The sequence below is a fragment of the Streptomyces sp. ALI-76-A genome (assembly GCF_030287445.1).
GTDB lineage: Bacteria > Actinomycetota > Actinomycetes > Streptomycetales > Streptomycetaceae > Streptomyces.
Genome location: NZ_JASVWB010000002.1, coordinates 556,186 through 578,549, shown reverse-complemented (window position 1 = coordinate 578,549; position 22,364 = coordinate 556,186). Strand labels below are relative to the sequence as shown.

Below are 22,364 nucleotides of genomic sequence, written 5' to 3'. Positions count from 1 at the left end.
TGGGATTCAGTCGCCTCGGACGCTTCGGAACACGTCGGGGTGCAGCATCCGGGCGATCCTGTCCACGGCCAGGTCGTTGCTGGGGCCGAGGTAGATCGAGTCGGACAGAACGGTGTAACGCTTGTTCTTCGCGGCCGGCCACTGGGGGAACTCCTTGAGCAGTGCGCGGGCGTAGGCCGCGGGGTTGGGATCGTTGTAGCTGATGACCACGAGGGCGTCGACCGGCTCGGCGGCGACCTTCTCCTTGCTGAGGTCGGCGAAGGAGGTTTCGGAGGCGGAGGAGAAGGCGTTGCGGCCGCCGGCCTTGGCGAGGACGTCGTTCCAGATGCCGTTGGCCGCGACGGAACTGAAGTCGTTGCCGCCCATCGACATGTTGGAGAACACCACCATGACGTTGGGCGCCTTCTCGCCCCTGACCCTGGCCGACACGTCGCCGATCTTCTTCCGGGACGCCGCGATGAGTTTCTCGGCGCGGTCACCGACCTGGAAGATCCTGCCCAGGTCGCGCAGCAGCCGGTAGCTGTCGGCGACGGTCATCCGGGAGGTGTCCTGGTCGCAGCCCTGCGGGGAGATGTAGCTGTTGGCGCCGACCGCCTTCAGGTCGTCGCGGGTCGCGAATCCGTTCTTCGCGTCGAAGCCGTAGGACGTGGTGGACAGGACGAGGTCGGGGCTCAGGCCCAGCATCGCCTCGCGGGGGATGTCGTAGGCGTCGTTGGGTGTGATGTCCCCGGTGGGCAGCTCCTTGATGGCCTTGGCCCGGCCGGCCACCTCGGACATCCCGTACGACTGCCCGTTGGCGACGACGCGGTCGCCGAGGCCGAGCGCCAGCAGCGAGGACACCTCGGCGACGGAGGCACCGTTCATGACGACCACCCGGCTCGGCGCCTTGGTGTACGTGGTGGTCTGCCCGCAGTTCTTGATGCTCACCGGGTAGCCGGGGGCGTTCGCCTCCGGGGCGGCCCTGGCGGTCGGGGAGGACGAGGCTCCGCAGGCCGCGGTGGCCAGGCAGAGCGCTCCGGCCAGGGCCGCGGCAACGGGCCGTTCGATCAGCATGGCGGGCTCCTCGGGGTAGGGCGGACTCCGCTCAAGTAGTCGGTGCGAAGTCCGCCGGGGTTCCCGAGGAGTCAGATGTCTCTCGCGTCCGGTGCCGGGAGCGTTCCGGTCTTGACGCAGTGGTCGAGATAGCGGAAGACCAGAGCGCGGTCGGCAACCGGGCAGGTGATGCCGCTGCCTTCGAGGCCGCGCAGGACGTTGTCGGCCCGGACGCGGCCCAGCGCGAGGTCGACTTCGGTGTCGCTGCTTCCGGTGTCACCGGTGTCGGCCCAGGAGTCGAAGAACGCCCCGGTCGTCGCGGCCACGTCGGCGGAGCGGGGCAGCTGCGTACGCCACTGCGCCAACGGCAGCCGCTTCACCGCGTATCCGTACTCCTGCACCCAGTCGTAGAGGTCGGCCAGCCGCAGCGGGGGCACGGGGGCATGGTTGAAGACCGTGCCGGAGGACGGAGCCGTCAGGGACAGCCGTACGACGGCTCGGGCGACGTAGTCCACCGGCGTCCAGATCTCCGCGTCGAACAGGTCGGGCAGGATGCCCGCGGGGATGCCCGACTGGAGCACGCTCCACAGGAAGTCCCGCTCGTTCACATAGCCGGTGTCCGGCGCTCCGACGACGCGGCCCAGGCGGTGCAGGGTCACCGGAAGCCCCCGCTCGGCGGCCTGCTCCACCAGACGCTCGGAGGCCCACTTGGACTGCTGGTAGCCGTAGACGAGCCCGGGATGCGGGGGGAGGAACGCCTCGGGTACGTCGGGGCTGACGCTGCGGGGCGGGGCGACGGACAGGGTCGAGACGAGGTGGAGCGGGATCGAACGTGCCGACGCCATGCGCAGCAGCCGGCGGGTGGACTCGGTGTTGGCGGCGCGCAGACTGGCGTAGTCCCGCATGATGCTGACCGTGGCGGCGTTGTGGAAGATCACGTCGCAGGTCTCGGCCAGTTCCGTGAACCGGGCGGGACCGAGTCCGAGACGGTCCCGGGCGAGGTCGGCCGGGACGGCGGTGACGCGCCGCGGGTCGGCGGGCAGCGGAAGCTGCTGGTCGGTCAGGGCTTCGCGGACGCGGTCGGCGGCCTCCTCCGGGCTCGTCGCGCGGACCGGGCAGACGATCTCGGCATCGGTCGTGGCCAGGAGTTCGGCCAGCAGATGTGAGCCGACGAATCCGGTGGCGCCGGTGAGCAGGATCCGGCGTGGCGCGGTTGGCGCGCCGACCGGGGCGGCGGGCGTGATGTCCTCGTCGAGCACGGCGTCGGCCAGGACCGCCTGGGGAAGGCCGGCGGCGGCCGTCGGCGCGTCCTGGCGGTGCTCCAGGTGGCGTGCGAGTTCGGCGGCCGTCGGATGCTGGAAGAGCCAGGCGACACGCACCTCCCGTGCCAGCTCCACGCCGAGCCGGTTGGCGACCTGGATGGCCTGGAGCGACTGGGCACCGAGGTCGAAGAAGTCGTCCTGGGGCGAGATGTGCCCGGCACCCAGAACCTGCTCCCAGACGCCCGTGATGGCCTGTTCCAGGGAGCTGTTCGGGGCGGCGGCGGTGGTGGTGGTCGCGATCTCCACGACGGTGCCGAGGGCGTTCCTGTCGATCTTTCCCGAGCCGGTGCGCGGCAACCGGTCGGTGAACTCCACGGCGGAGGGGACGAGCGCCGCCGGCAGCGTCGCCCGCAGGTGTTCCCGGACCTGGGCGGAGGTCGGCGCGGGGTGTTCGGCGACGACGTGGGCCGCCAGCCGCCGGGTTCCGTCCGGCAGCACCTGTCCGACCACGGCGGCCTCACGGATGCGCGGGTGGGTGAGGAGGACGGTCTCGACCTCGGCCGGCTGCACACGGTGGCCACTGATCTTGAACTCGTCGTCGGCCCGCCCCACGAACCGCAGGTGTCCGTCGTCACCGAGTCGCACCAGATCGCCGGTGCGGTAGCCGCGAGGGCTGCCGGGCAGGGAGGCGAGCGGGGCGAACCGGGCATCGTCCTCGGGCCGGCCGCCTCGGTAACCGAGAGCCAGCGCCTCGCCGACCAGGTACAGCTCGTCGCCGAGGACGACGGCCCGCATGCCGGGCAGCGGGACCCCGATCGGCACGTCACCCGGGGACAGGGCGGGGTCGTGGAGTGCGGCCACGGTGGCGACCACGGTCGCCTCGGTCGGGCCGTAGGTGTTGAACAGCCGCACCGACGGACCGACCGACTCCCGCCATCGGCCCACGCGTTCGGGCAGCGCGGCCTCGCCCCCGATGATGACGGTCCGCACCCCGGCCGGAAGGACGGCGGTGCCGGTCGAGACGGCGTAGGCCAGTTCGTGCCAGTAGGCCGTGGGAAGGTCGAGCACGCTGATCCGCAGCCGGTCGCACGCGTCCAGGAGCCGGGGCACCGACTCGGTCATGTCGTCGGTGCGTACGACGAGCGTCGCTCCGGCGCACAGGGTCAGGAAGATCTCCTCGACGCTGGCGTCGAAGTGCAGCGGCGCGAACTGCAGGACCCGGTCCTCGCGGCGCAGGCCGTAGCGGTGGGTCGCTCCGGCGACGAAGGCGGCGAGAGCACCGTGGCCGATCTCCACGCCTTTGGGCCGGCCGGTGGATCCCGAGGTGTAGATGACGTACGCCGGATCGCCGGGAGCGCCGGGGGTCGAAGCCGGCGCCTGGGGCCCGGTGTCCGGCGCGTCGAGCAGCAGCACGGGACGATCCAGGACGCGGGCGGCGTGTGCGTCGGTGGTGAGCACGAGGGCCGGTTCGGCGTCTTCCAGGAGCGCCGCCGTACGGGACTGCGGCGCGCCCGGGTCGAGTGGGCAGTACGCGGCCCCGGAGAGCAGGACGCCGAGGATCGCGGTGACGGCGTCGATCCCGCGGGGCAGGACGACGGCCACGAGGGCGCCCGGTCCGATGTCCCGGGCCGCGAGCCGCCGCGCGAGGTGCCGTGCGGAGCCGAACAGCTCCGCGTAGGTGATGCTCTGTCCGTCGTGTTCGACGGCGATGGCGCCGCCGCGCCGGGCGGCGTGGTCGGCGATCAGACTCAGCACGGGGCGGGCGGGCCGGGGGAGCGGGCCGCCGTCGAGCACGGTGACGGGCCGCTGCCCGCCGATCACCTGGGCCGGAGCGGCGACCGCCTCGCGCAGCAGTGCCAGCAACCCCTCCTGGTGGGCGGCCAGTTCCGCCTCGTCGTAGAGGTCCGGGTTGGCGTCGACGGCGATCCGAAGGCCCGAGCCCTCGGCGCGGTCGTACACGTTCACGGCCAGGTCGTCGACGGGCCCCGCGGACACGTTGTGGACGGTGCTGCGGTGTCCGGCGAAGCGCAGGTCGTACTCGAACGGCATGATGTTGACGCCCGGTCCGGACAGCCGGCGCTTTCCGCCGACCAGGTTCAGATCCCGCCGCACCTGCTCGTAGCGGTACCGCTGGTGCGGCAGCCCGGCCCGCAGCTCGCCGGACACGCGGAGCGCCAGGTCGCGCAGGGTGTCCTGCTCGTGGACGGCGACGCGCAGCGGCAGGATGTTGCGCACCATGCTCGGCACGCGCAGGGACACGGAGCCGAGGCGCCCCATGGCGGGCAGGCTGAGGACGATCTCGGGCGCTCCGGTGACCCGCTGGATGTACGCCGCTGTGGCGGCCAGCACGACGTCGGACCAGGACACCGAGAGGTCGCGGGCCACGGCGTGCAGCGCCGACACATCACCCGGATCGAGGTCCGTGACGCGGCGCAGGAAGGTCCGCGCCGGAAGGGCCTGCCCCTCGGCGAGGCCGACGACCGCCGGGCGGTCCGCGAACCGCTGTGTCCAGTACGCACGGTCCACCGCGAAGCGCTTCGACTCGCGGTACGCGCGCTCTTCCCGCCGTACCGACTCCAGGGTGCCGAAGCCGCTGTCGCCGGGAGGCGAGCCGTCCACCAGCGCGGTGTAGACCCGCGCCACGCGCTGGGCGACCAGGGAGAGGCCGAAGCCGTCCAGTGCGATGTGGTGCACGCGGTGGTACCAGAGGAACTGGTCGGGGCCCGTGCGCAGCAGGGCGTGGCCGAAGACGGGGTCGTGCCCGAGATCGACCGGGCGGGCCATGTCGTGCGCCATCCAGTCGAGGGCGGCACGATGCGGGTCCGCTTCGGTGGTGAGGTCGGCGATGTACGGGTGCCAGTCGAGCCGGGGAACGCTCAGCTGCCAGGGCCGCCCCTGGTCGTCGACGACGAAGCGGACGTTCAGGGCCTCGACTTCGGCCACCGTGTGGCGCAGTGCCTCCTCGAAGGCGGTGGGGTCCACCGGTCCGTGGATCCGCACGTACTCGGCCGTGTTGTAGGCGGGACTGTCCAGGTCGAGTTGCTGGCCGGTCCAGATGCCTTCCTGGGCGGCCAGCAGCGGGTGCCGCTCGCCGGGCGCGTCAGACGTCGGCACGGGCCGCTCCCGCCTGGCGTTCGGACAACAGCTGCCACCACTGGGCGAACGAGGTGCGTTCCGCGAGCTCCAGGAAGCTCACGTCCACGCCGGCGTCCCGCCACCGTGCGGCCAGGGTCGTGATGCGCAGCGAGTCCAGGCCCGCGTAGAGGGGGTTCTCTTCCAGGTCGACTTCGTCGGGGTGCTGATGCAGGAACTCCGCCAGGTCCGCACGGAAGCCCGCCGGCGTCAGGGGCTCAGGCATGTCGCTCTCTCTTGGTGGCTGGTGGGTTGGAGCTGTGTGAAGGTCAGTTGACCTTGCGTTCGGAGTCGCTCCAGAAGCGGTCGCGCAGCTTTCGGCGGAGGATCTTCCCGCTCGGGTTGCGCGGCACGTGGTCGATGAACTCGTACCGGGCCGGCAGTTTGAAACCGGCGAGCCGGCCGACGAGGAAGCGGTGCAGGTCCCTGGGGGACGGCTGCTGTCCGGGGGCCGCCACGACGAAGGCGTGGACGCTCTCTCCCCACCGCTCGTCCGGGGCTCCGACGATCACCGCCTCGGCCACGCCGGGGTGGTGCTCCAGCGCGTTCTCGATCTCGGCGGGGTAGACGTTCTCGCCCGCGACGAGGATCGCGTCCTTGATGCGGTCGCGGATGAAGACGTAGCCGTCCTCGTCGACGTATCCGGCGTCCCCGGTGTGGATCCAGCCGTCGACCAGGGTCTCGGCGGTCTTGTCGGGCAGACCCCAGTACTCGACCATGTGGGCCGGGGTGGCCAGGCAGACCTCGCCGATCGCTCCGGGCGGCAGTTCCCGGCCGTCGTCGTCGATCACCTTGCTGCGGACGCCGGGGTAGGGGCGGCCCGCGGCCTGCATGCGGGGGTGGCCGGGAACGTGGTCGGCCGGGGGCAGGCAGACGGCGGTGTTGCCGGTCTCGGTGAGTCCGTAGATCTGAGCGAACTCGGCCCCGAACATGGCCAGGCTCTCTTCGAGCAGTGCTTCGGAGATCGGCGACCCGCCGTACACGATCTTGCGGAGCGTCGTGAAGTCGCCGGGTGTGGCGCCGGGTTCGCCGAGCATCATGCGCAGCATCGCCGGGACGACACAGGCGGTGGTGATGCCCCGGTCGCGGATGAGGTCGATCGCGTCGCGGGCCGCGAAGGCGCGCATCGCCACCACGGTCACGCCGGCGTTGAAGTTCTGGGTGGCCCACCACAGGCCGCCGACGTGGAATCCGGGGATGCCGATCAGGGCCGTGTCGCCGGTGCGCCAGTCGATCCAGTCCAGCCCTTCGGCCGCGAGGGCGTCACGGATGGCGAAGAAGCTGCGGTGGGCCAGGACGACGCCCTTGGGCAGGCCGGTGGTGCCGCTGGTGTAGAGCTGGGCGACCGGGGTGTCGGGGTCGGCGGACGGGGTGGGGTCGGTGTCGGGCTGGGCCGCCTTCCAGGCCGGGAAGCCCTCGGCGGTGCCGAGCCGGACGACCGTCTTCGGGGGCGCTGTCGGCAGCCGTTCCAGGACGGGCGCGAAGTCCTCCTCCAGGAAGAGCAGTTCACTGCCGGAGTCCTGGAGGATGTGGCTGACCTCGGGGGCGGTCAGCCGCCAGTTGATGGGCACCAGGACGGTCTCGCTCTTGGCGCACCCGAAGAGGATCTCGTAGTAGTGCTCGGACTCCTTGCCCAGATACGCGATCCGCGCGCCCGGCGCCGCTCCCGCGGCACGGATGGCGTGGGCGACGCGGTTGCTCTCGTGATGCAGTTCCTGGTAGGTGAGGCGGCGGTCCTCGCAGAGGACGGCGGTGGCCAGCGGCTGGCGCGCCGCGTGGAAGCGTGCCGTGTCGACGAGGGTCTTGAGTTCCGGGTGATGGAGTCTGCTGCCGGTTCTCTCCGGCGCTGACAATTCGGCCACGATGAGGGTCCCTGCTCTCGGTCGTCCGAAAGCGCGCCGCCGTACGGCGGCGGCGCGCTGGGGATCGGTTCTGGCTTACGGTCCGTTCACGATGGCGAGTTTCACTTCGCCGTCGCAGCGGCCGCCCTCGCCGTCCCAGTACCGGTAGGAGGTGTCGGCGACGATCAGCGTCTTTCCGCCGGGCGACCGCCGTTCCACCGACAGGAACTCGATTTCTCCGAAGAAGGAACGGGCGTTGATGGGACGCCGGAAATTACCGCCGAACCGGGCGATGAGGATGTCCGGGAGCTGATGCCGCCAGTAGTCGTCGAGAGTCCACGACGTGAAGTCCTCCAGCAGGCCCTCTTTCACCGACTTGGCGACGGCGTAGTACATCATCTGGTTGTAGCTGATGTTGACTTCGACCGCGTTGAGATGACCGGTGTCGTCGATATAGCAGGATTCCGGGATGGAGAAGGAGCAGCCGGCCGTCACCCGCCCGGACCGTGCGCTGACCGACGCGGACTTCAGGTACTTGCAGTTCACCTTGTACGGCCTCAGAACCCGCGCCAGGAGTTCGTCGTCGCTCTCGAAGTCCCGTGCCGGCGAGTCCGGTCGCAAGGCGGCCTGTGCGCTCATGCCGCGGCCTCGTCGTAGAGCTTGCGCTCGTCGTGGACGGTCAGCCGGAAGGAGACGGTCGGCTCGGGTGTGGTGGTGTGCCGGGCCCGGTGGATGAGGCTGCGGTTGTCCCAGACCAGCAGGTCGCCCTGCTGGAAGCTCTGCAGGTGGATGTTGCCGTGGGCGAAGGTGTCGTCGAGCTGCCCGGTCGCCTCGAACAGCTGGTGGAGCAGGTCCGACTCCAGGGGCTTGCCGTCCTCGTCCTCGATGCCGACGGTGAAGCCCTCGCTGATGTAGAGGACCGTCTCGCCCGTCATGGGGTGGGTGAAGACGGTCGGCTTGACGACGGCCGGGGTCTTCGTCTCGACCTCGTCGATGATCTCGGAGATCGGCCGGTACACGTCATGCGGCCGGATCTTGAAGTATTTGCGCACCGAGTGCCGGCAGTAGGTTCCCGCGACTTCCTTCTTCAGCTCCTCGGGGAGCCGCTCGTACGCCTTCCCCATGTCGATGAAGTAGGTGCCCCGGTTCTTCTCGGGTATCACCTGGGGGTAGATGAGGGTGAGGCCGAACGGGTCCGGCATGAACTGGTAGTCGGCATGCCAGAATTTGCCGGTCTTCGGCACGCCTATCTGCTTGCCGTCCTTCGGCACGTTGGACGAGACGAATATCTCCTCGACCTCGGGGTGTTTGTACATGGGCTCGTAGTAGGTCTCCGGCCGGCCCAGGAGCTTGCCGAGTTCCAGGAACTGCTGCGGCGTCAGGTCCTGGTTCTTCAGAACCGCGATCTTCTTGGTGTAGACCGTCTCCTTGAGCGTGGCGATGTCCGCCGGTGAGGCGGTCGTGTGGTCGAACCCTTCGACGGTGGCGCCGATTTCCTTGCCGGCCTGTGCCTTGATGTCCATGGTGGTCCGCTTTCCGTGAGTGACGGCTACTGGGCGAGTTTCTCGTCGATCAGCTGGGCGGTCGCGTCCAGGGTGAAGTCCTCCTGGAGTTCGTTGTCCTCGATGGTGACGCCGAGGTCGCGCTCGATACGCATGCTGATCTCGACCAAGGTCAGCGAGTCGACGTCCAGCCCGGCGAAGGTGACATCCGGGCTGATCCGGTCAGGGGGCGCATCGTGCAACTTCGCGAGGATCGTGACCAGTTGGTCGTAGGTGGTGCTCATGATGCGGGTACTCCTCCTTCGTCGTACGGGTGGCTGATCTGGGGGAGGGCGGGCCAGGTCAGGAGGCAGGAGCCCCAGGTGAGGCCGCCTCCGAACGCGGTGAGCAGGACGCGCTCCCCCTGCTGGATGGTCTGGTGGGAGGCCGCGTCGGCCAGGGCGAGGGGGATCGACGCGGCGCCGGTGTTGCCCACCGACTCGACGTTGGACACACAGCGTTCCAGGGGCAGCCCGAGGTCCTCGGCGACCGAACGCAGGATGCGCAGGTTCGCCTGGTGGGGAACGAAGTGGTCGATGTCGTCGGCCTTGTGGTCGGCCCGGGTGAGCGTGGCGCGTGCCGAGGCGGCCATGCGGGTGACCGCGTGCCGGTAGACCTCTCGGCCCCGCATCGAGAAGTGGTGGTCCCGCGGGAGCACTTCGCCCGGTGCCGAGCGCTGCCGGGAGCCGCCGGCGGCCACCATGATCAGGTCTTCTCCGGTGCCGTCGCTGCCGAGGTCGAAGTGGCCGACGGCGCCGGGCTCGTCGGCGTGCCCGGCCCGCAGGACGACCGCTCCGGCCCCGTCGCCGAAGATGATCGCGTTGGCGCGGTCTTGCGGGTCGACGATCGTGGAGTAGGTGTCCGCGCCGATGAGCAGGACACGTTCGGCCACGCCGGCCGCGATCAGACCGGCGGCCGAGGCCAGCCCGTACACGAATCCGGTGCAGACGGCGCTGATGTCGAACGCCGCCGCCTCGGCGAGGCCCAGTCGGGCGGCGACGAGTGGGGCGGTGGCCGGGCAGGAGCGGTCCGGGGTGGTGGTGGCGACGATGACCGTGTCCACGGCTTCCGTGTCGGCGGACCGCAGAGCGCGTCGGCCTGCCTCCACCGCGAGGTCCGAGGTGGCCTGGCCGGGCTCGGCGACGTGCCGTCGGCTGATCCCGGTCCGGGTCCGGATCCAGGCGTCGCTGGTGTCGAGCCGCTGGGACAGTTCCTCGTTGGTCACCACGCGCGGGGGAACCCAGCCGGCCAGCCCGCACAGAACGGCTGAACGTTCCTGCGGGGCGTGGGGCGGTGGGTCGTGAGGACTGTGCGGGCGTGCGGGCATGCTGGACACAGCGGTGTCTCCTCGTGGTGCTCCGGGTGCGGGAATGGGGTGCGCAGAGACAGCGGGCAGGCGGGGCCGGGTCGGCCGGGTGAGGTGCGGCGAGCTCTACCGGTGGGGGCGCCCGCGGAGGGTGACGACGGCCACGGCGCCGAGACAGATTCCGGCGGCGATGACGTACACCGCGTCGCGGACCCCGTCGAGCAGGTCGGCGCCGGAGACCCCATTGGCTCCGGTGCCGGCGACGGCGACCAGGACGGCCAGGCCCACGGCGCCGCCCACCTGGAGCGTGGTCGACGCCATGCCGGAGGCGATGCCCTGGTCACCGGGGGCTACCCCGGCCGCCGCAGCGATCCACATGCCGGTCCAGGTGGCGCCCTGGCCGAGGCTGAGCAGCACGATGCCGGGCAGCAGGCGGACGTACGAGCCGTCGTCGGTCAGGGACACGGCCAGCAGCAGCGCGCCGGTGGCCCCCGTGGCCATGCCGCCCAGCATGGTGGCCCGTACCCCGAGGGCGGACACGGCTTTCTCGCCGGCCTGTGTTCCGACGGCGACGACGACGGCGGGCACGAGGAAGGCGAGTCCCGTTCCCAGCGCGCTGTAGCCGCGCACCGTCTGGAAGTACAGGGTCAGGAAGTAGGGGACGGAGCTGAACGTGGCACTGAACAACGTTGTCAGGGCCATGGCGCCAAGGAGGCCGCGGTGGGCGAACATCCGGATGGGCGTGAGGGGATGGCTGGTACGCGCCTCGACGAGGGCGAAGAGCGAGAGCAGGACCACGCTGAGGGCCGCGCAGATCAGGACGCTGCGGCTGCCCCAGCCGGCCTCGGGTGCGTGGACGAGGACGAAGACCAGCAGGGTGATGCCCGAGGTGGCGGTCAGGGCGCCCAGGAGGTCGAAGTCCCGCTGCCGGGTCAGCGGTCCGTCGGCGGGGAAGAGCAGCGCACCGGCCAGCGCGACTCCTCCGGCCAGGGGGATGTTGACGTAGAACACCGAGGGCCAGCCGAAGGCGTCCACGAGCACCCCACCCAGCAGTGAGCCGAAGCACAGTCCGCCCGCTCCGGCGGCTCCCCATACGGCCAGTGCCCGGTTACGGCTCGGGCCCTCCTCGTAGAGGGTGTTGATCAGGGAGAGGGTGGCGGGAAACAGCAGGGCTCCGCCGATGCCCTGTACGGCGCGCACGGCGACCAGGACGCCGGCGGAGCCGGACAGTCCGCCGACCAGTGAGGAGAGGGCGTAGAGCAGCGCGGCGAGGATGAAGATCCGGCGTCTGCCCAGCAGGTCGGTGGCCCGTCCGCCGAGCAGGAGGAACCCCCCGGTGGCCACGACGTAGGCGCTGACCACCCATTGGAGGTCCTGGCCGGAGAAGCCGAGCCCGCTGCCGATGCTGGGGAGGGCGACATAGACGATGTTGAAGTCGAGCGAGATGACCAACTGTGCTGTGGCCAGGACGAGCAGGGGCAGTCCGAGACGTGGGCGCGGCGGAGCGGATGGTGATGTGTGTGCAGACATTTCCGGACAATCCCCCTTGAGGTCCGCCGATCGGTGCGCGGCGGATCCCTTGTTCACGTGCACCACCGCGAAAGGTGATCGGGGTGGCAGCGATGCTGAACCTGTGCTGCGTGTCGAATGCGCCGGTTCTCGGTCGTGAGTCACTCGTCTGGAGCGCGGCTCGTTCTGGATCGTGGCTCATCCCCGTTCAGTGCGACAAGCCATCTCCGCCGGTTTTTGGACTGGCTGAGATTCCGGTTGCTGCACTCGCTCACGCGTACGACGGAACGTCGGGGGAACCCGCTGCCCGGCACGCGCTTCTCCGGAGGGCGGGGGTCGGCGCCCTAGAAGCTGTGGGCGTTCCGGGGAGATTTCATGGCGATCGGAAGCGCTGCCGGCCACCGTTTCCCTGTGCGGTCCATCGAAGGTGCCGGTGTGCGTAAACGTGTTTTTTTGGCCACGCGAGGGGTGGCCGGAAGTCGAATAGATGACCAGTTCGACTGCGAATTCGATTCAATTGGCGCCGTGTTATAACTCACCTTTGGGTCGCGGAAGCGGCCGCGTCGGCGTGAATGGAAAAGCGGCCTTTTACGGTAGTCGGACGGGAGGATGTCCTGGTTCCCGGCGGCGTCGACTTTTTTCATCACACCGCTCGGGCGGCGATTCTCTCCGTATACCCCCGTACGGTATGCGGCATGAGGAGTTCGTGGCAGAGCGGGGAGGCGGTCTGATGTCGTCGGCCGATACCCGAAAGCGTAGTTTCGTCGTACCCCCAGTTTTACTGGGGTTCATCTTCCTCCTGTTCTCGCTGACGGCGGGCGCGTATGTCGTGGGACGCCTGGCGGGACCGGTGGCGCCGGGAATGCACCGGATCGACGAAGATCCGGGAGGCGTCGAGAAACCGGGCATGTCGGACATGCACGGCATGGGCGGCACGGACCGTGCCGCGCGGGAGGGCCGATGACGTCCGCCGACCACCGTCCGGCGTCGGACGGGCCCCTGGTGACCACCGATCTGCTGGTCGGCGGGATGACCTGTGCCGCCTGTGTGGGGCGGGTGGAGAAGAAACTGGGCCGGGTCGAGGGCGTCACCGCGACGGTCAACCTGGCCACAGGGCGGGCCCGGGTCTCCCATCCCGAGACGGTGACCTCGCAGGACCTGATCTCCACGGTCGAGAAGGCGGGCTACACCGCCGAACTGCCGCCCCCGCCGGCCTCGGAGAGTCAGGAGTCCTCGGACCCGCGGCCGGCGGCCGCCGCCGGTGCGGACGAACGGTCCCGGCTGCTCATCACGACGGTCCTGTCGGTGCCCGTTCTGGTGCTGTCCATGGTCCCGGCCCTGCAGTTCGACTACTGGCAGTGGGTGTGCTTCCACCTCACCACGGTGGTCGTGCTGTGGAGCGCCCTGCCGTTCCACCAGCGGGCCCTGAAGGGACTGCGCCACGCTACGGCGACCATGGACACCCTGGTCTCCCTCGGTGTGGTGGCGTCCTTCCTGTGGTCCGGCTACGCGCTGTACTTCGGGGGCGCGGGAGAACCGGGCATGCGCATGCCGTTCAGCCTGCTGCCCGGTGCCGAGGCCGATACCGCCCACCTGTACCTGGAGGCGGCGGTGAGCGTGCCGCTGTTCGTGCTGGCCGGCCGGTACCTGGAGGCGCGGGCCAAGCACGGCACGGGATCGGCCCTCCGCGCGCTCGCCGAACTCGGAGCCAAGGATGTCGAGTTGCGGGAGGACGGCGACAGCCGCCGGGTCCCGGTCTCGGCACTGCGCGTGGGGCAGGAGTTCGTGGTGCGGCCTGGAGAGAAGGTCGCCACCGACGGGGTCGTGACCGAGGGCAGCTCCGCTCTGGACCTGTCCCTGGTCACCGGCGAGAGCGCCCCGGTGGAGGTGAACCCGGGAACCGCGGTGGTGGGCGCCGCCGTCAACGCCGGCGGACTGCTCGTGGTCCGCGCCACCGCGGTCGGTGCCGACACCCAGCTCGCCCGGATCACCCGGCTGGTGACCGACGCCCAGGCGGGCAAGGCGCGCATCCAGCGGCTCGCCGACTCCGTCGCGGGTGTCTTCGTCCCCGCCATCGTGGCCGTGGCGTGCACGGTGCTCGGCTTCTGGCTCGGTGCCGGGGCGGACGGTGAGCCGGCCGTCACGGCAGCGGTCGCGGTTCTCGTCGTGGCCTGCCCGTGCGCGCTCGGCCTGGCCACGCCGACCGCCTTCCTGGCGGCCACCGGGCGCGGTGCGCAGCTCGGTGTGCTGATCCGGGGGCCGGAGGCGCTGGAACGCTTGCAGCGCGTCGACACCGTGGTCTTCGACAAGACGGGCACCCTGACCACCGGTCGCATGACACTGCTCGAGACGACCGTGAGCGCCGCCGGCGAGGATGTCACGCGGGTTCTGCGACTGGCCGGTGCCGTCGAGTACGGATCCGAACATCCCATCGGCCGGGCCGTCGTCGCCGCCGCGCGCCGGGCCGTGGACGGTGCGCCGCTGCCACCGGTGACCGGGTTCCGCGCTGTGGCCGGGTCCGGGGTGTGCGGCCGGGTCGACGGCCGCGAGGTCTCCGTGGGGCGCCCGCGGCCCGACACGGTGCTGCCCGACGGGCTGCGGCAGGCCCTGGACCGCGCCGAAGCCGCCGCGCACACCGCCGTGGTCGTCGACGTGGACGGCCGCCCCGTCGCCGTCCTCGCCGTCGGCGACAGTCTGCGGCCCTCCAGCGACCACGCCGTACTCCAGCTCCAGGCGCTCGGCATCGAGCCGATCCTGGTGACCGGTGACGGTCCGGCCGCGGCCCGCGCCGTGGCCGAGCGGGTGGGCATCGACGAGGTGCACGCCGGGGTCACCCCGGAGGGCAAGGCGGACATCGTCGCGGCGCTGCGGGCGGACGGACGGCGCGTGGCGGTCATCGGCGACGGGGTCAACGACGCCGCCGCGCTGGCCTCGGCCGACCTGGGCATCGCCATGGGCGGCGGAACCGACGCGGCGATCGGCGCGGCCGACATCACCCTCGTACGGGAGGACATGCGGGCCGTCGTGGACGCGGTACGGCTCACCCGCAGAACCCTCACCACCATCCGGGCCAATCTCGTCTGGGCCTTCGGTTACAACGTCGTCACCGTGCCACTGGCGGCCACCGGCTGGCTCAACCCCATGTTCGCCGCCGTGGCGATGTCCGCCAGTTCCGTCCTCGTGGTCGCCAACAGTCTGCGGCTGCGCGCCTATCAGCCCGCTCCACGGAACCCCGGTCACCCGGAGGACGCCGAGGGCACCCGTCCCCGGAAGGAATCAGATGACCTCAGCGTCACCAGCGTCCGCTGAACGCCCTGCCCCGCTGTGGCGCCGCCTGGCCGCGTCCGGCGCCGTGCGTTCCGCGGCGGTGCCGACGGGCACCTGCGCGGTGGTCCTCCTCCTGCTCTCCGCCTACACGGCGACCGGGGCGGCCGGCGATCCGCCCGAGACCGTCGACGTCAGCGACGGCCGCATCTTCCAGCCGACCGGCTCCGGCAGCACCAGCGCCTTCTTCTACCTCCGCAACACCGGCGGTACCGACGACACCCTGGAGTCCGTCTCGTCGCCGGACCTCGGGGTGACCGCGCTCGCCCGCACGGTCACGGACGACGGCGAGAGCCGCCCGGAGCTCATCGGCCGCGTCACCGTTCCCGCGGGCGGGAGCCTGCGCATGGACCCGTCCGCCATCAAGGTGCTGGCCCTCGACCCACCGAGGCTGGAACTCGGCAAGAAGGTGCGCTTCGACCTGTGGTTCCGCAATTCCGGCCAGGTCAGGGTCACCGCGGTGACGGTGAGCCCCGGCCCGCTGTGACGGCGGACGGCGCTCGTCAGGCCTCACCCATCAACGTGCGGATCTCGGTGATGAGTGCGACGAGTGCCGCCCGCTCGGGGACGGTGGTGTCCGGGTGCCAGAGGTCGACGAGCAGGCAGGTACGCGGGCGGGACCCGCGGTTCCACGCCTCGTGCTCGAAGGAGTAGTCGAAGAGCAGGCACTTGCCCTCCTCCCAGGAACGGGTCTCGCCGGCCACCGTGATACCGCACCCTTCCGGGATGTCGACGGCGAGATGCAGATTGATGCTGAAATTCCACAGGTCGCAGTGCGGGGCGATGGCCGCGCCGGGCAGGAGGGTGGAGAAGTGGCACTCCAGCAGCGGGCAGATCTTCTCCGTATCGACAGCGTGTTCCTTCAGCACCTTGAACGCGGTGGGCACGGTATCGGCCGACTCCTCGACCAGCGCCCCCTTGCGGAACAAGTAAAGGGCCTGCCAGTCCTGCTGACGCGTGAGGTAGTGCTCGTAGTCCGAGAACGCGTTCCGCCGAGCTTTCCAGGCGGTTTCCAGCTCGGCCTTGATCGAGGCGTGCTGCGATTCCAGAGCGTGTACCACCGGGCTCAATTCAGGGTGCCCGTACGGATCGTGCCAGGGCTGCTGAGAGATTCCCGGCATGACCCACTTGGCGCCTTTCTGCAAGGGATGCCGCTGCTGGGTCTTCGCCTCCAGCATCTCCTCGACCCGCACGATCGATTCCGATCCGTACAGGTCCCGAATCGCGGCGAAGGCGTTCTCTATCTCCGGTGTCACAGGTGTCTCCAGAATTCTGTGGTTCACGGTCCGACTCTCCGCCCGGACGGCAAGGGACATACCCCTGCCGCCCGGATGGAAAGCGCTTGCTGGCGCGGTGGTGGAAGCGCGGGCGGAGCAGAACATGCCTCCACGCACCCCCTGTGCTCCCCGTGCTTCCTGTTCTCGACGGGAGCCGGGAACCAGGCGCCGCCGCGCCCCGACTACCAGAAGGGACAGGTGTGTTCCAGCCGCTAGCGTTCCGGCTCCCCGGAGACCTCCGCCGCCCACAGCAGGGCGTTCAGGTCCTCCCGGGCTCTCGCGACCCGGGAACGGATGGTGCCGATCGGACATCCCACGGCGGAGGCGGCGTCGGCATAGGGCAGTCCGAGGAGTTGGGTCAGAACGAACGCCTCGCGGCGTGAGGCATCCAGGCCGTCGAGCAGGTCCAGGAGCGCCACGCCCTCCTCGAAACCCGGCAGCCCCGACGGCTGCGTGCCTTCGGCCGCGGCCCGCCAGTCGGCGGTCTCGGCGACCTGGGGGCGGGCGGAGGCATACCGGTAGCGGTCGATGACCGACCGGCGGGCGATCGCCATCAGCCAGGTGCGGACACCCGAACGGCCGGCGAACTGCGGCAGGCTGTTCAGGGCGCGCAGGAAGGCGTCCTGGGCCAGGTCGTCGGCGCCGTGGGTGTCGCCACTGAGGTGGGCCACGAACCGCCACACGTCACTGTAGGTCGCCTTCACGAAGCGTTCGACGGCCAGGGGGTCGCCATTGCGGGCGGCCAGCGCCCAATCGGTCACTTCGTCTTCGTCGTTCCCCGGACCGGATGGCCTCGGGGCGAGCCCGGCAAGGGCAGGGATCATCGCAGAGCGTCCTTCGGGATGCTGCGGGCGCGCACCAGGGAACGGCAGGGCGCGGCCCGGCAGTCGGGGGCACTCAAGACGCGCCGCGTCCACGGTGGGTGGGCACGCCGGAGCGCCATGGGCCGAGGGCCGGCGTGCGGCGCGGTGCCACCTCGCGGTGGTACGGCGGACGGGCACACCGGTGCTCCGTCTGTCCGTCAGGGACAGACGGTCAGCGGGCAGGCGCGTACCTCGGCGGGCCTCTGCGTGAGACCACGTGCTGCAGCAGTGCCGCACGCAGCCTGCGTGCGGGGCCCGGTGTCACCGGACGTCCGGGCAGCCGCGGGCCGGGCACCGAACACGCGATCCGCAGCGCCAGTCGCAACGGTACGAACACCGCGGCGGCGAGTGCGCGGCCGAGCCGGAACACCGCGGACTCCCCGCGCCACAGCCACAGCCCGCATACCAGGGCGGCGAGCGAGTGCGCGGCGAACATGAGGGCGGACGTGTGACCGCCGGACGCCATCATGCCCATGGAGCTCATGCCCGTGGAGCTCGCGGAGCTCAGGCCCATGCCGTCCATGGCCATCGCGTTCATGCCCGTGCTGTCCACGGCCACGGAGCTCATGCCCATGCCGTGCAGGTGTTCCGCGAGCTGTTCGTGACTCATGTTCTTCATGAGCTCGATGTGCTCGGCGCTCGTTGTGGAAGCCGTCGCATGCGGCCGCAACAGATCGAACAGTGAGTGCAGGCCGAGTTGCGCCACAACCGTGGAGCCGATCACCACCACGGCGCCGCGCTCCCGCCCGGTGACCCACCAGGCGGCGGACGCCGTGCCGACGAAGGCGCTTCCCAGGACCAGCCCGGACGGGGACACCCCGGACGCCCAGGCATGTCCCAGAGCCGCCGTCAACACGCAGACGAGCGCGAAGAACGCGGCTCGTACGGCGCGAGACGCCAGCCCGGTGGTCATGCCTCCATGGTGTCATCAGACAGCAGTGCGAGGGGTGTCATCCGGCAACCGAACACGCGCGAGACCCACTGACGCGCACGCCACGATGCTTCCCGGGGCGCCGGACGAGGCCGCGACAGGCGTTCGTGCGGCGTTCCTTCCCAAGGCGTCGGCCGGCAGGCCGAGTTGGTTCCCGTGCCGCGGCGGGAGATTCCTCACGTCGCGTCTGTGGGTGCCGCGGCACATCAGCCGGGTCGTCAGAAGGGTCCCGGGGGGCGCGCGTGCCGGCCCCGGGAGCCGGCCCGGATGGCTCGGGACCGGATGCGGGCCCGCCGCTCCGCCGGTCCCTCGCCTGCCGTCGCCACACCACCGACGCCGAGGCGGCCGACCGCGCCCCGAGCGGCCGGACTTGGGAGAGGCGCGACCCTCGCAGAGGCCGGCCCCTCCTGGCCGCCCGGACCGTCCTGGTACACAGGACTGGACAAGAAGCCGAAACAGAGAATCCGGAATGCGGTATCGGACGCGGGTCGTTCACACCGACATGACCTTGGGAGCAGTGCTCAACGCGACCCAGGCGCGGAACCAGGTCGACGCCTCCGTACGGCTGGCCCGTGAGGCCGCGGACGCCGACCTGCGCTCCGTCTGGTTCGGGCAGACGTTCGGTGCGGATTCACCGCAGCTCGCGGCCGTCGTCGGGCGGGAGGTGCCCGAACTCCAGGTGGGCACCTCCGCGATCCCCGTCTTCGGCCGGCATCCCCTGGTCGTCTCCAGCCAGGCCCTGACCGCCCAGGCCGCCACGCGCGGCCGCTACCACCTCGGGCTGGCGCTGGGGACCAAGCTCCTCACCGAGGGCGGCTTCGGCCTGCCCTTCGAACGGCCTGTCGCCCGGCTGCGGGAGTTCCTCACCGCGCTACGGCAGTTGACGCGGACCGGCACCGCCGACTTCCACGGCGAACTGCTCACCGCTGTCACGCCGCTCCCCGCGCGCGTACCGGGCGCGGAATCCGGCGTGCCGCTGCTGGTGGCCGCCATGGGGCCGCAGGCCCTGCGGGCCAGCGGCGAACTGGCGGACGGGATCCTGCCCTACCTCGCCGGCCCCCGCGCACTGGAAGAGCACATCGTCCCGGCGCTCACCGCGGCGGCCGAGGCCGCCGACCGGCCCGCGCCGCGGATCGTGGCCCTGGTGCACGGCGTGGTCACGGACGACATCGACGCCGTACGGCACAAGGCCACCGAACAGCTCGCGTTCTACGAACGGATCCCGTCCTACGCGCGGCTCATCGAGCTCTCCGGGGCTCGGCGGGCCTCCGACGTGGCCGTGATCGGCGACGAGAAGGCCGTCGCGGCCGAGGTCCGCCGCTACCGCGCGACGTCCTCCGTGAGGACGGGCCCTCGAACCAGTGGATGTCCAGGGGCTCCCTCCATCGCCCTGCTCATGCGAGGGCGGTCGCGGCGTCACACGCCGCGTCGGCATCGGCCACCAGGATGCCGTCGTCGCGGCCCGGCCCCGATGCCGGCCATGGTGGCCGACAGGGGCGGGAGCCGACAACGGCACGACGGATGTCACCGGTCGTCGGACAGAGCCGTCACACGCGCCTCAGGGATCCAGCAGGCGACACGCGGGCTGAAGAAGCCCCAGGTCACCGCGCCGGCCTCACGCGGCCAGCGTCTCCTCTTCCTGGCAGACGCTCACACGGCCCGCCCGGTACTGCTCGAGCAACGCGTCCGCCGCGAGCAGAGCCTGCTCGGCGGTGCGGGCCCCGGTCATCACGCACAGCGTGTACGTGGAGTCCTCAAGATCCCGGCTGGTGCGGCCGGTGGGGCGTACGTCGTGTTCGATGCGCGCCTGAGCGAACCGGGCCAGCACGGCCCGCAGTTCCTTCTCCGCCGGATGGATCATCGTGATGCCTCTCCCTTCGAACCCGCCCCTCAGGAGGGTGGCCTTACCTGAGGAGCGAGCTGTACCCATGGCGTCCGACGCCGCGGCTCTCCACCGACCAGCGTCCAGCAGACCTTCAAGTGCCCCACGTCAGGAGGTCTATGCCAGGCGAACGACCTCACGGCCACACCCCCGACCCCTGGGGCCGGACGCTCCCGCGCGCGACCGCCCGCAGATCCACGTGTGGCGTGGTTCAGGCTCCGCCCCGTTCACGGGGGATCTTGAGGCCCGCCTCGATCGCCACCGGCAGGCGGTTCTCCGCCGGTGGCAGCGGGCAGGTGGCCAGGTCGGTGTAGGCGCAGGGCAGGTTCGCCGCGCGGTTGAAGTCCAGGGCGGCGGTGCCGTCGGCGGCCGGCGGGTGGCCGGTTCGGGAGAGGCGGACCATGGCGCGGTACAGGGCGGTGGGCCGCGGGGCTCCGGGGAGCGCGGGGATCGGTGCGCCGGGGGCGGCGTAGGAGCGGAGCATGTGCCCGACGAGGCGGCGCCAGGTGTCGGGGGCGGCGTCACCGGCGGCGGCGATGACGCGGGCGTTGGAGCCTGGCTGGGACGATGCCGCCGCGTCCGTGCACAGTCGTGCCGCGATGTCTCCTGCCACTTGTCAGGAGCGCCGGCCACCCGCGTGTTCCTAGGCTGCCGACGGCTGGCGAGGCCAGTCCCGACCAAGGGAGACGCGCATGCTCAAAATGTTCCGTGGTGTCACCGCCTTCGCGGTCACGGCCGTGACGGCGGCGGTGATGTCGGCCGGTACGACTGCTGCCCAGGCCGACGACATGACATGGGCAGGCTGCCCGTACGGGTCCGTCTGCATCTACCCCCAGGACCAGAACCCGGCTGTCAGCCCGTCCCACATCTTCACGGCCTACGGCGCGCACAACCTGAGCAACCAGCACGGCAACCACTGGGTCCTCAACAACCAGTACGGCGGCGCGTTCGCGGACCTGTGCCACGGGTACGACGCCACGCGCTGCATATCCCGATCGATCCACGAAGGGGCGGGCGTCTACGCGGACCTCACTCCGATCAACTCGGTCTGGCTGTGGACGGCGTAGCCACTCTCGCGACGGCAGACGCTCCAGGTCGCAGTGGTGAAGAACGGGGGTCACGCCCCGTCCCCGCCGACCAGCCGGCACATCCGCCAACGGCCGGTCAGACCACCGGCGGCCCCGCCTCGATACGGCGCAGTACGGGAGGCAGGCGGTCCAGGTCGGGTCCGGTCTGGACCTGACGCTCGTCCCACCAGGTGGCGCCGGCCTCGTGCAGTGGACCGATCACGTCCGTGGCCTTGGCCGTGTCCAGGGGCGTGGCACCGCCGATCACGAACTCGAAAGGGTGCTCGGCCCCAGCCGCACGGTGCTTGCGCACGTAACCGACGAGATCCCGCACCTCGGCCGCATCGGGCACAGATCCATGCCGGGCGGTCTCGACGAGCGGCACCGCGCCGTCCCACCGCGCTGCCCGCCGCATGGGCGGGCGACGGGGCCAGAATCCGCCGACCCAGACGGGCGGGCGGGGCTGCTGGGCAGTGGCGGGCAGCAGTGTCACGTCCCGGACGTCGTAGTGCCGTCCGTGGTGGTTCACCGGCTCACCGGACCAGAAGCGCCTCAGTAAATCCAGTCCCTCGTCCAGCCGTTCAGCGAGGAGGCGCGGCCCGGCGGCGTCGCCGAAGCTGCGGTACTCGTCCTCGAGCGGACCGCCCAGGCCGGCGGCGAAGATCACCCGTCCGCCGCTGAGGTGGTCCAGGGTGGCCACCTGGCGGGCGAGTTGCTGCGGACGGTAACGGGGGACCGGCGTCAGCAGCGGGCCCAGCCGGATCCGGGAGGTCGCCAGCGCGGCCGCGGTCAACAGCATCCAGGGGTCTGCGAAGGGGCGCCCCTGGTGTTGTCGGTGCAGTACATGGTCCCAGACGAAGAGCCCGTCCCAGCCGGCCTGTTCGGCGGCAGCCGCCACGGTCGCGACGGTGCGGGGATCCGCGAAGTCACCGAAGTCGGGGATGTTGACGGAGAAGCGCATCCCGGCAGGATGCACAGCCGGCCACGAAGGGGCAACCGGATTCCCGCCCAGGCGGATTCCCGGCGGGCCGTCACCTGGGCCGCAAGTCCTGGCATCGACTGGTCAACCCTCTTGTGCGCCGGGGCGAACCCGGCCGGCCCGCCGCCTCCGTCCGTGCCGACCGCGCTTCCCGGCGGCCGTGTACGACATCCCCGCCGCCCCCGCCGCCCCCGCCGCCCCCGCCGCCCCCGCCGCCCCCGCCGCCCCCGCCGCCCCCGCCGCCTTCGCCCCTCCGGCGAGGCCTCTGCATAAGGGTCCCGGGGACGGGACGTGTCCCGCCGGGGTGTTCACGCGTTGCGTCACCCCTTCGAAGTCGAGCCTGATACCTCCGATGACTTTTCCACGCCAAATCTCCTCATGCCTCATTGACACGTATGCGGCCCCCTTCGATGATCGG

18 protein-coding genes and 2 pseudogenes are annotated in these 22,364 nt (G+C 70.9%); 5 read left to right on the top strand and 15 right to left on the bottom strand.

What is annotated here, in order from left to right; all coding sequences use genetic code 11:
• Positions 1–6: 6 nt before the first annotated feature.
• The 9 genes from QQS16_RS03225 to QQS16_RS03185 all read right to left on the bottom strand — a co-directional run bounded on the left by QQS16_RS03225 (position 7) and on the right by QQS16_RS03185 (position 11,644).
• A complete protein-coding gene (locus QQS16_RS03225; RefSeq protein WP_286060082.1) occupies positions 7–1,053 on the bottom strand; it encodes an ABC transporter substrate-binding protein in 1,047 nt (348 codons plus the stop codon).
• A 71-nt stretch (positions 1,054–1,124) separates the two neighbouring features.
• Complete coding sequence (locus QQS16_RS03220) at positions 1,125–5,408, bottom strand: non-ribosomal peptide synthetase (protein ID WP_286060081.1); 4,284 nt, start codon at positions 5,406–5,408, stop codon at positions 1,125–1,127.
• Positions 5,395–5,652 carry a phosphopantetheine-binding protein gene (locus QQS16_RS03215; protein WP_286060080.1) on the bottom strand — a complete coding sequence of 86 codons (258 nt, stop codon included), beginning with the start codon at positions 5,650–5,652 and terminating at the stop codon, positions 5,395–5,397. The genes QQS16_RS03220 and QQS16_RS03215 overlap by 14 nt, the downstream gene beginning before the upstream one ends.
• Positions 5,653–5,695: 43 nt before the next feature.
• Complete coding sequence (gene scoC / locus QQS16_RS03210; RefSeq protein WP_286060079.1) at positions 5,696–7,288, bottom strand: fatty acid-ACP ligase ScoC; 1,593 nt, start codon at positions 7,286–7,288, stop codon at positions 5,696–5,698.
• A gap of 75 nt (positions 7,289–7,363) precedes the next feature.
• Positions 7,364–7,906, bottom strand: a complete 543-nt coding sequence (gene scoD / locus QQS16_RS03205) for a (2E)-enoyl-ACP glycyltransferase (RefSeq protein ID WP_286060078.1) — start codon at positions 7,904–7,906, stop codon at positions 7,364–7,366.
• Positions 7,903–8,790: a (3R)-3-[(carboxymethyl)amino]fatty acid oxygenase/decarboxylase gene (scoE, locus tag QQS16_RS03200; RefSeq protein WP_286060077.1), complete on the bottom strand. Its 888-nt coding sequence runs from the start codon at positions 8,788–8,790 to the stop codon at positions 7,903–7,905. The genes scoD and scoE overlap by 4 nt, the downstream gene beginning before the upstream one ends.
• 26 nt (positions 8,791–8,816) lie before the next feature.
• On the bottom strand, positions 8,817–9,053 hold the full coding sequence (locus QQS16_RS03195) for an acyl carrier protein (protein ID WP_286060076.1): 237 nt from the start codon (positions 9,051–9,053) through the stop codon (positions 8,817–8,819).
• The gene (locus QQS16_RS03190; RefSeq protein ID WP_286066211.1) at positions 9,050–10,135 is read right to left on the bottom strand and encodes a beta-ketoacyl-ACP synthase III; all 1,086 of its coding nucleotides are present in this window, start codon (positions 10,133–10,135) and stop codon (positions 9,050–9,052) included. Before QQS16_RS03190 ends, QQS16_RS03195 begins: the two co-directional genes overlap by 4 nt.
• A gap of 105 nt (positions 10,136–10,240) precedes the next feature.
• Positions 10,241–11,644: an MFS transporter gene (locus QQS16_RS03185; protein ID WP_286060075.1), complete on the bottom strand. Its 1,404-nt coding sequence runs from the start codon at positions 11,642–11,644 to the stop codon at positions 10,241–10,243.
• Positions 11,645–12,329: 685 nt separating this feature from the next.
• Between QQS16_RS03185 and QQS16_RS03180 the strand changes: the two genes are divergently transcribed.
• From QQS16_RS03180 to QQS16_RS03170, 3 genes are read left to right on the top strand one after another with little or no spacing between them, the layout of a single operon-like run.
• Positions 12,330–12,587 carry a hypothetical protein gene (locus tag QQS16_RS03180; RefSeq protein WP_286060074.1) on the top strand — a complete coding sequence of 86 codons (258 nt, stop codon included), beginning with the start codon at positions 12,330–12,332 and terminating at the stop codon, positions 12,585–12,587.
• Positions 12,584–14,932, top strand: coding sequence for a heavy metal translocating P-type ATPase (locus QQS16_RS03175; RefSeq protein ID WP_286060073.1), 2,349 nt, complete (start codon positions 12,584–12,586; stop codon positions 14,930–14,932). Before QQS16_RS03180 ends, QQS16_RS03175 begins: the two co-directional genes overlap by 4 nt.
• Complete coding sequence (locus tag QQS16_RS03170; RefSeq protein ID WP_286060072.1) at positions 14,904–15,434, top strand: copper chaperone PCu(A)C; 531 nt, start codon at positions 14,904–14,906, stop codon at positions 15,432–15,434. The genes QQS16_RS03175 and QQS16_RS03170 overlap by 29 nt, the downstream gene beginning before the upstream one ends.
• A gap of 16 nt (positions 15,435–15,450) precedes the next feature.
• On the opposite strand, the gene QQS16_RS03165 is transcribed toward QQS16_RS03170, so the two are convergent.
• From QQS16_RS03165 to QQS16_RS03155, 3 genes are all read right to left on the bottom strand, one after another.
• Positions 15,451–16,203 carry an aspartyl/asparaginyl beta-hydroxylase domain-containing protein gene (locus QQS16_RS03165; protein ID WP_286066209.1) on the bottom strand — a complete coding sequence of 251 codons (753 nt, stop codon included), beginning with the start codon at positions 16,201–16,203 and terminating at the stop codon, positions 15,451–15,453.
• 233 nt (positions 16,204–16,436) lie between these two features.
• The gene (locus QQS16_RS03160; RefSeq protein ID WP_286060071.1) at positions 16,437–17,048 is read right to left on the bottom strand and encodes a sigma-70 family RNA polymerase sigma factor; all 612 of its coding nucleotides are present in this window, start codon (positions 17,046–17,048) and stop codon (positions 16,437–16,439) included.
• A gap of 211 nt (positions 17,049–17,259) precedes the next feature.
• Complete coding sequence (locus QQS16_RS03155) at positions 17,260–18,000, bottom strand: hypothetical protein (RefSeq protein WP_286060070.1); 741 nt, start codon at positions 17,998–18,000, stop codon at positions 17,260–17,262.
• 520 nt (positions 18,001–18,520) lie between these two features.
• Between QQS16_RS03155 and QQS16_RS03150 the strand changes: the two are divergent.
• Positions 18,521–19,384 (top strand): annotated as a pseudogene (locus QQS16_RS03150) (TIGR03564 family F420-dependent LLM class oxidoreductase); the annotation flags it as partial.
• Between the two features lie 249 nt (positions 19,385–19,633).
• Here the strand turns inward: QQS16_RS03150 and QQS16_RS03145 are convergent.
• Both QQS16_RS03145 and QQS16_RS43865 read right to left on the bottom strand, forming a co-directional pair.
• The gene (locus QQS16_RS03145; RefSeq protein ID WP_286066207.1) at positions 19,634–19,879 is read right to left on the bottom strand and encodes a DUF5133 domain-containing protein; all 246 of its coding nucleotides are present in this window, start codon (positions 19,877–19,879) and stop codon (positions 19,634–19,636) included.
• A 232-nt stretch (positions 19,880–20,111) separates the two neighbouring features.
• Positions 20,112–20,276, bottom strand: a pseudogene (locus QQS16_RS43865) (DUF1684 domain-containing protein); the annotation flags it as partial.
• Positions 20,277–20,592: 316 nt separating this feature from the next.
• Between QQS16_RS43865 and QQS16_RS03135 the strand changes: the two are divergent.
• Positions 20,593–20,967 carry a hypothetical protein gene (locus QQS16_RS03135; protein ID WP_286060069.1) on the top strand — a complete coding sequence of 125 codons (375 nt, stop codon included), beginning with the start codon at positions 20,593–20,595 and terminating at the stop codon, positions 20,965–20,967.
• A gap of 97 nt (positions 20,968–21,064) precedes the next feature.
• Here the strand turns inward: QQS16_RS03135 and QQS16_RS03130 are convergent, their stop codons facing one another.
• Positions 21,065–21,928 (bottom strand): LLM class flavin-dependent oxidoreductase, encoded by an 864-nt coding sequence (locus QQS16_RS03130; RefSeq protein ID WP_286060068.1) that lies wholly within the window; start codon positions 21,926–21,928, stop codon positions 21,065–21,067.
• Between the last annotated feature and the right edge of the window lie 436 nt (positions 21,929–22,364).

Coding starts and splice junctions, on each gene's coding strand:
- scoE (WP_286060077.1), bottom strand. CDS start 8,790: ATGGACATCAAGGCACAGGCCGGCAAGGAAATCGGCGCCACCGTCGAA.
- QQS16_RS03145 (WP_286066207.1), bottom strand. CDS start 19,879: ATGATCCATCCGGCGGAGAAGGAACTGCGGGCCGTGCTGGCCCGGTTC.
- QQS16_RS03170 (WP_286060072.1), top strand. CDS start 14,904: ATGACCTCAGCGTCACCAGCGTCCGCTGAACGCCCTGCCCCGCTGTGG.
- QQS16_RS03175 (WP_286060073.1), top strand. CDS start 12,584: ATGACGTCCGCCGACCACCGTCCGGCGTCGGACGGGCCCCTGGTGACC.
- QQS16_RS03185 (WP_286060075.1), bottom strand. CDS start 11,644: ATGTCTGCACACACATCACCATCCGCTCCGCCGCGCCCACGTCTCGGA.
- scoD (WP_286060078.1), bottom strand. CDS start 7,906: ATGAGCGCACAGGCCGCCTTGCGACCGGACTCGCCGGCACGGGACTTC.
- QQS16_RS03195 (WP_286060076.1), bottom strand. CDS start 9,053: ATGAGCACCACCTACGACCAACTGGTCACGATCCTCGCGAAGTTGCAC.
- QQS16_RS03155 (WP_286060070.1), bottom strand. CDS start 18,000: ATGACCACCGGGCTGGCGTCTCGCGCCGTACGAGCCGCGTTCTTCGCG.
- QQS16_RS03190 (WP_286066211.1), bottom strand. CDS start 10,135: ATGCCCGCACGCCCGCACAGTCCTCACGACCCACCGCCCCACGCCCCG.
- QQS16_RS03130 (WP_286060068.1), bottom strand. CDS start 21,928: ATGCGCTTCTCCGTCAACATCCCCGACTTCGGTGACTTCGCGGATCCC.
- QQS16_RS03215 (WP_286060080.1), bottom strand. CDS start 5,652: ATGCCTGAGCCCCTGACGCCGGCGGGCTTCCGTGCGGACCTGGCGGAG.
- QQS16_RS03225 (WP_286060082.1), bottom strand. CDS start 1,053: ATGCTGATCGAACGGCCCGTTGCCGCGGCCCTGGCCGGAGCGCTCTGC.
- QQS16_RS03135 (WP_286060069.1), top strand. CDS start 20,593: ATGCTCAAAATGTTCCGTGGTGTCACCGCCTTCGCGGTCACGGCCGTG.
- QQS16_RS03160 (WP_286060071.1), bottom strand. CDS start 17,048: ATGATCCCTGCCCTTGCCGGGCTCGCCCCGAGGCCATCCGGTCCGGGG.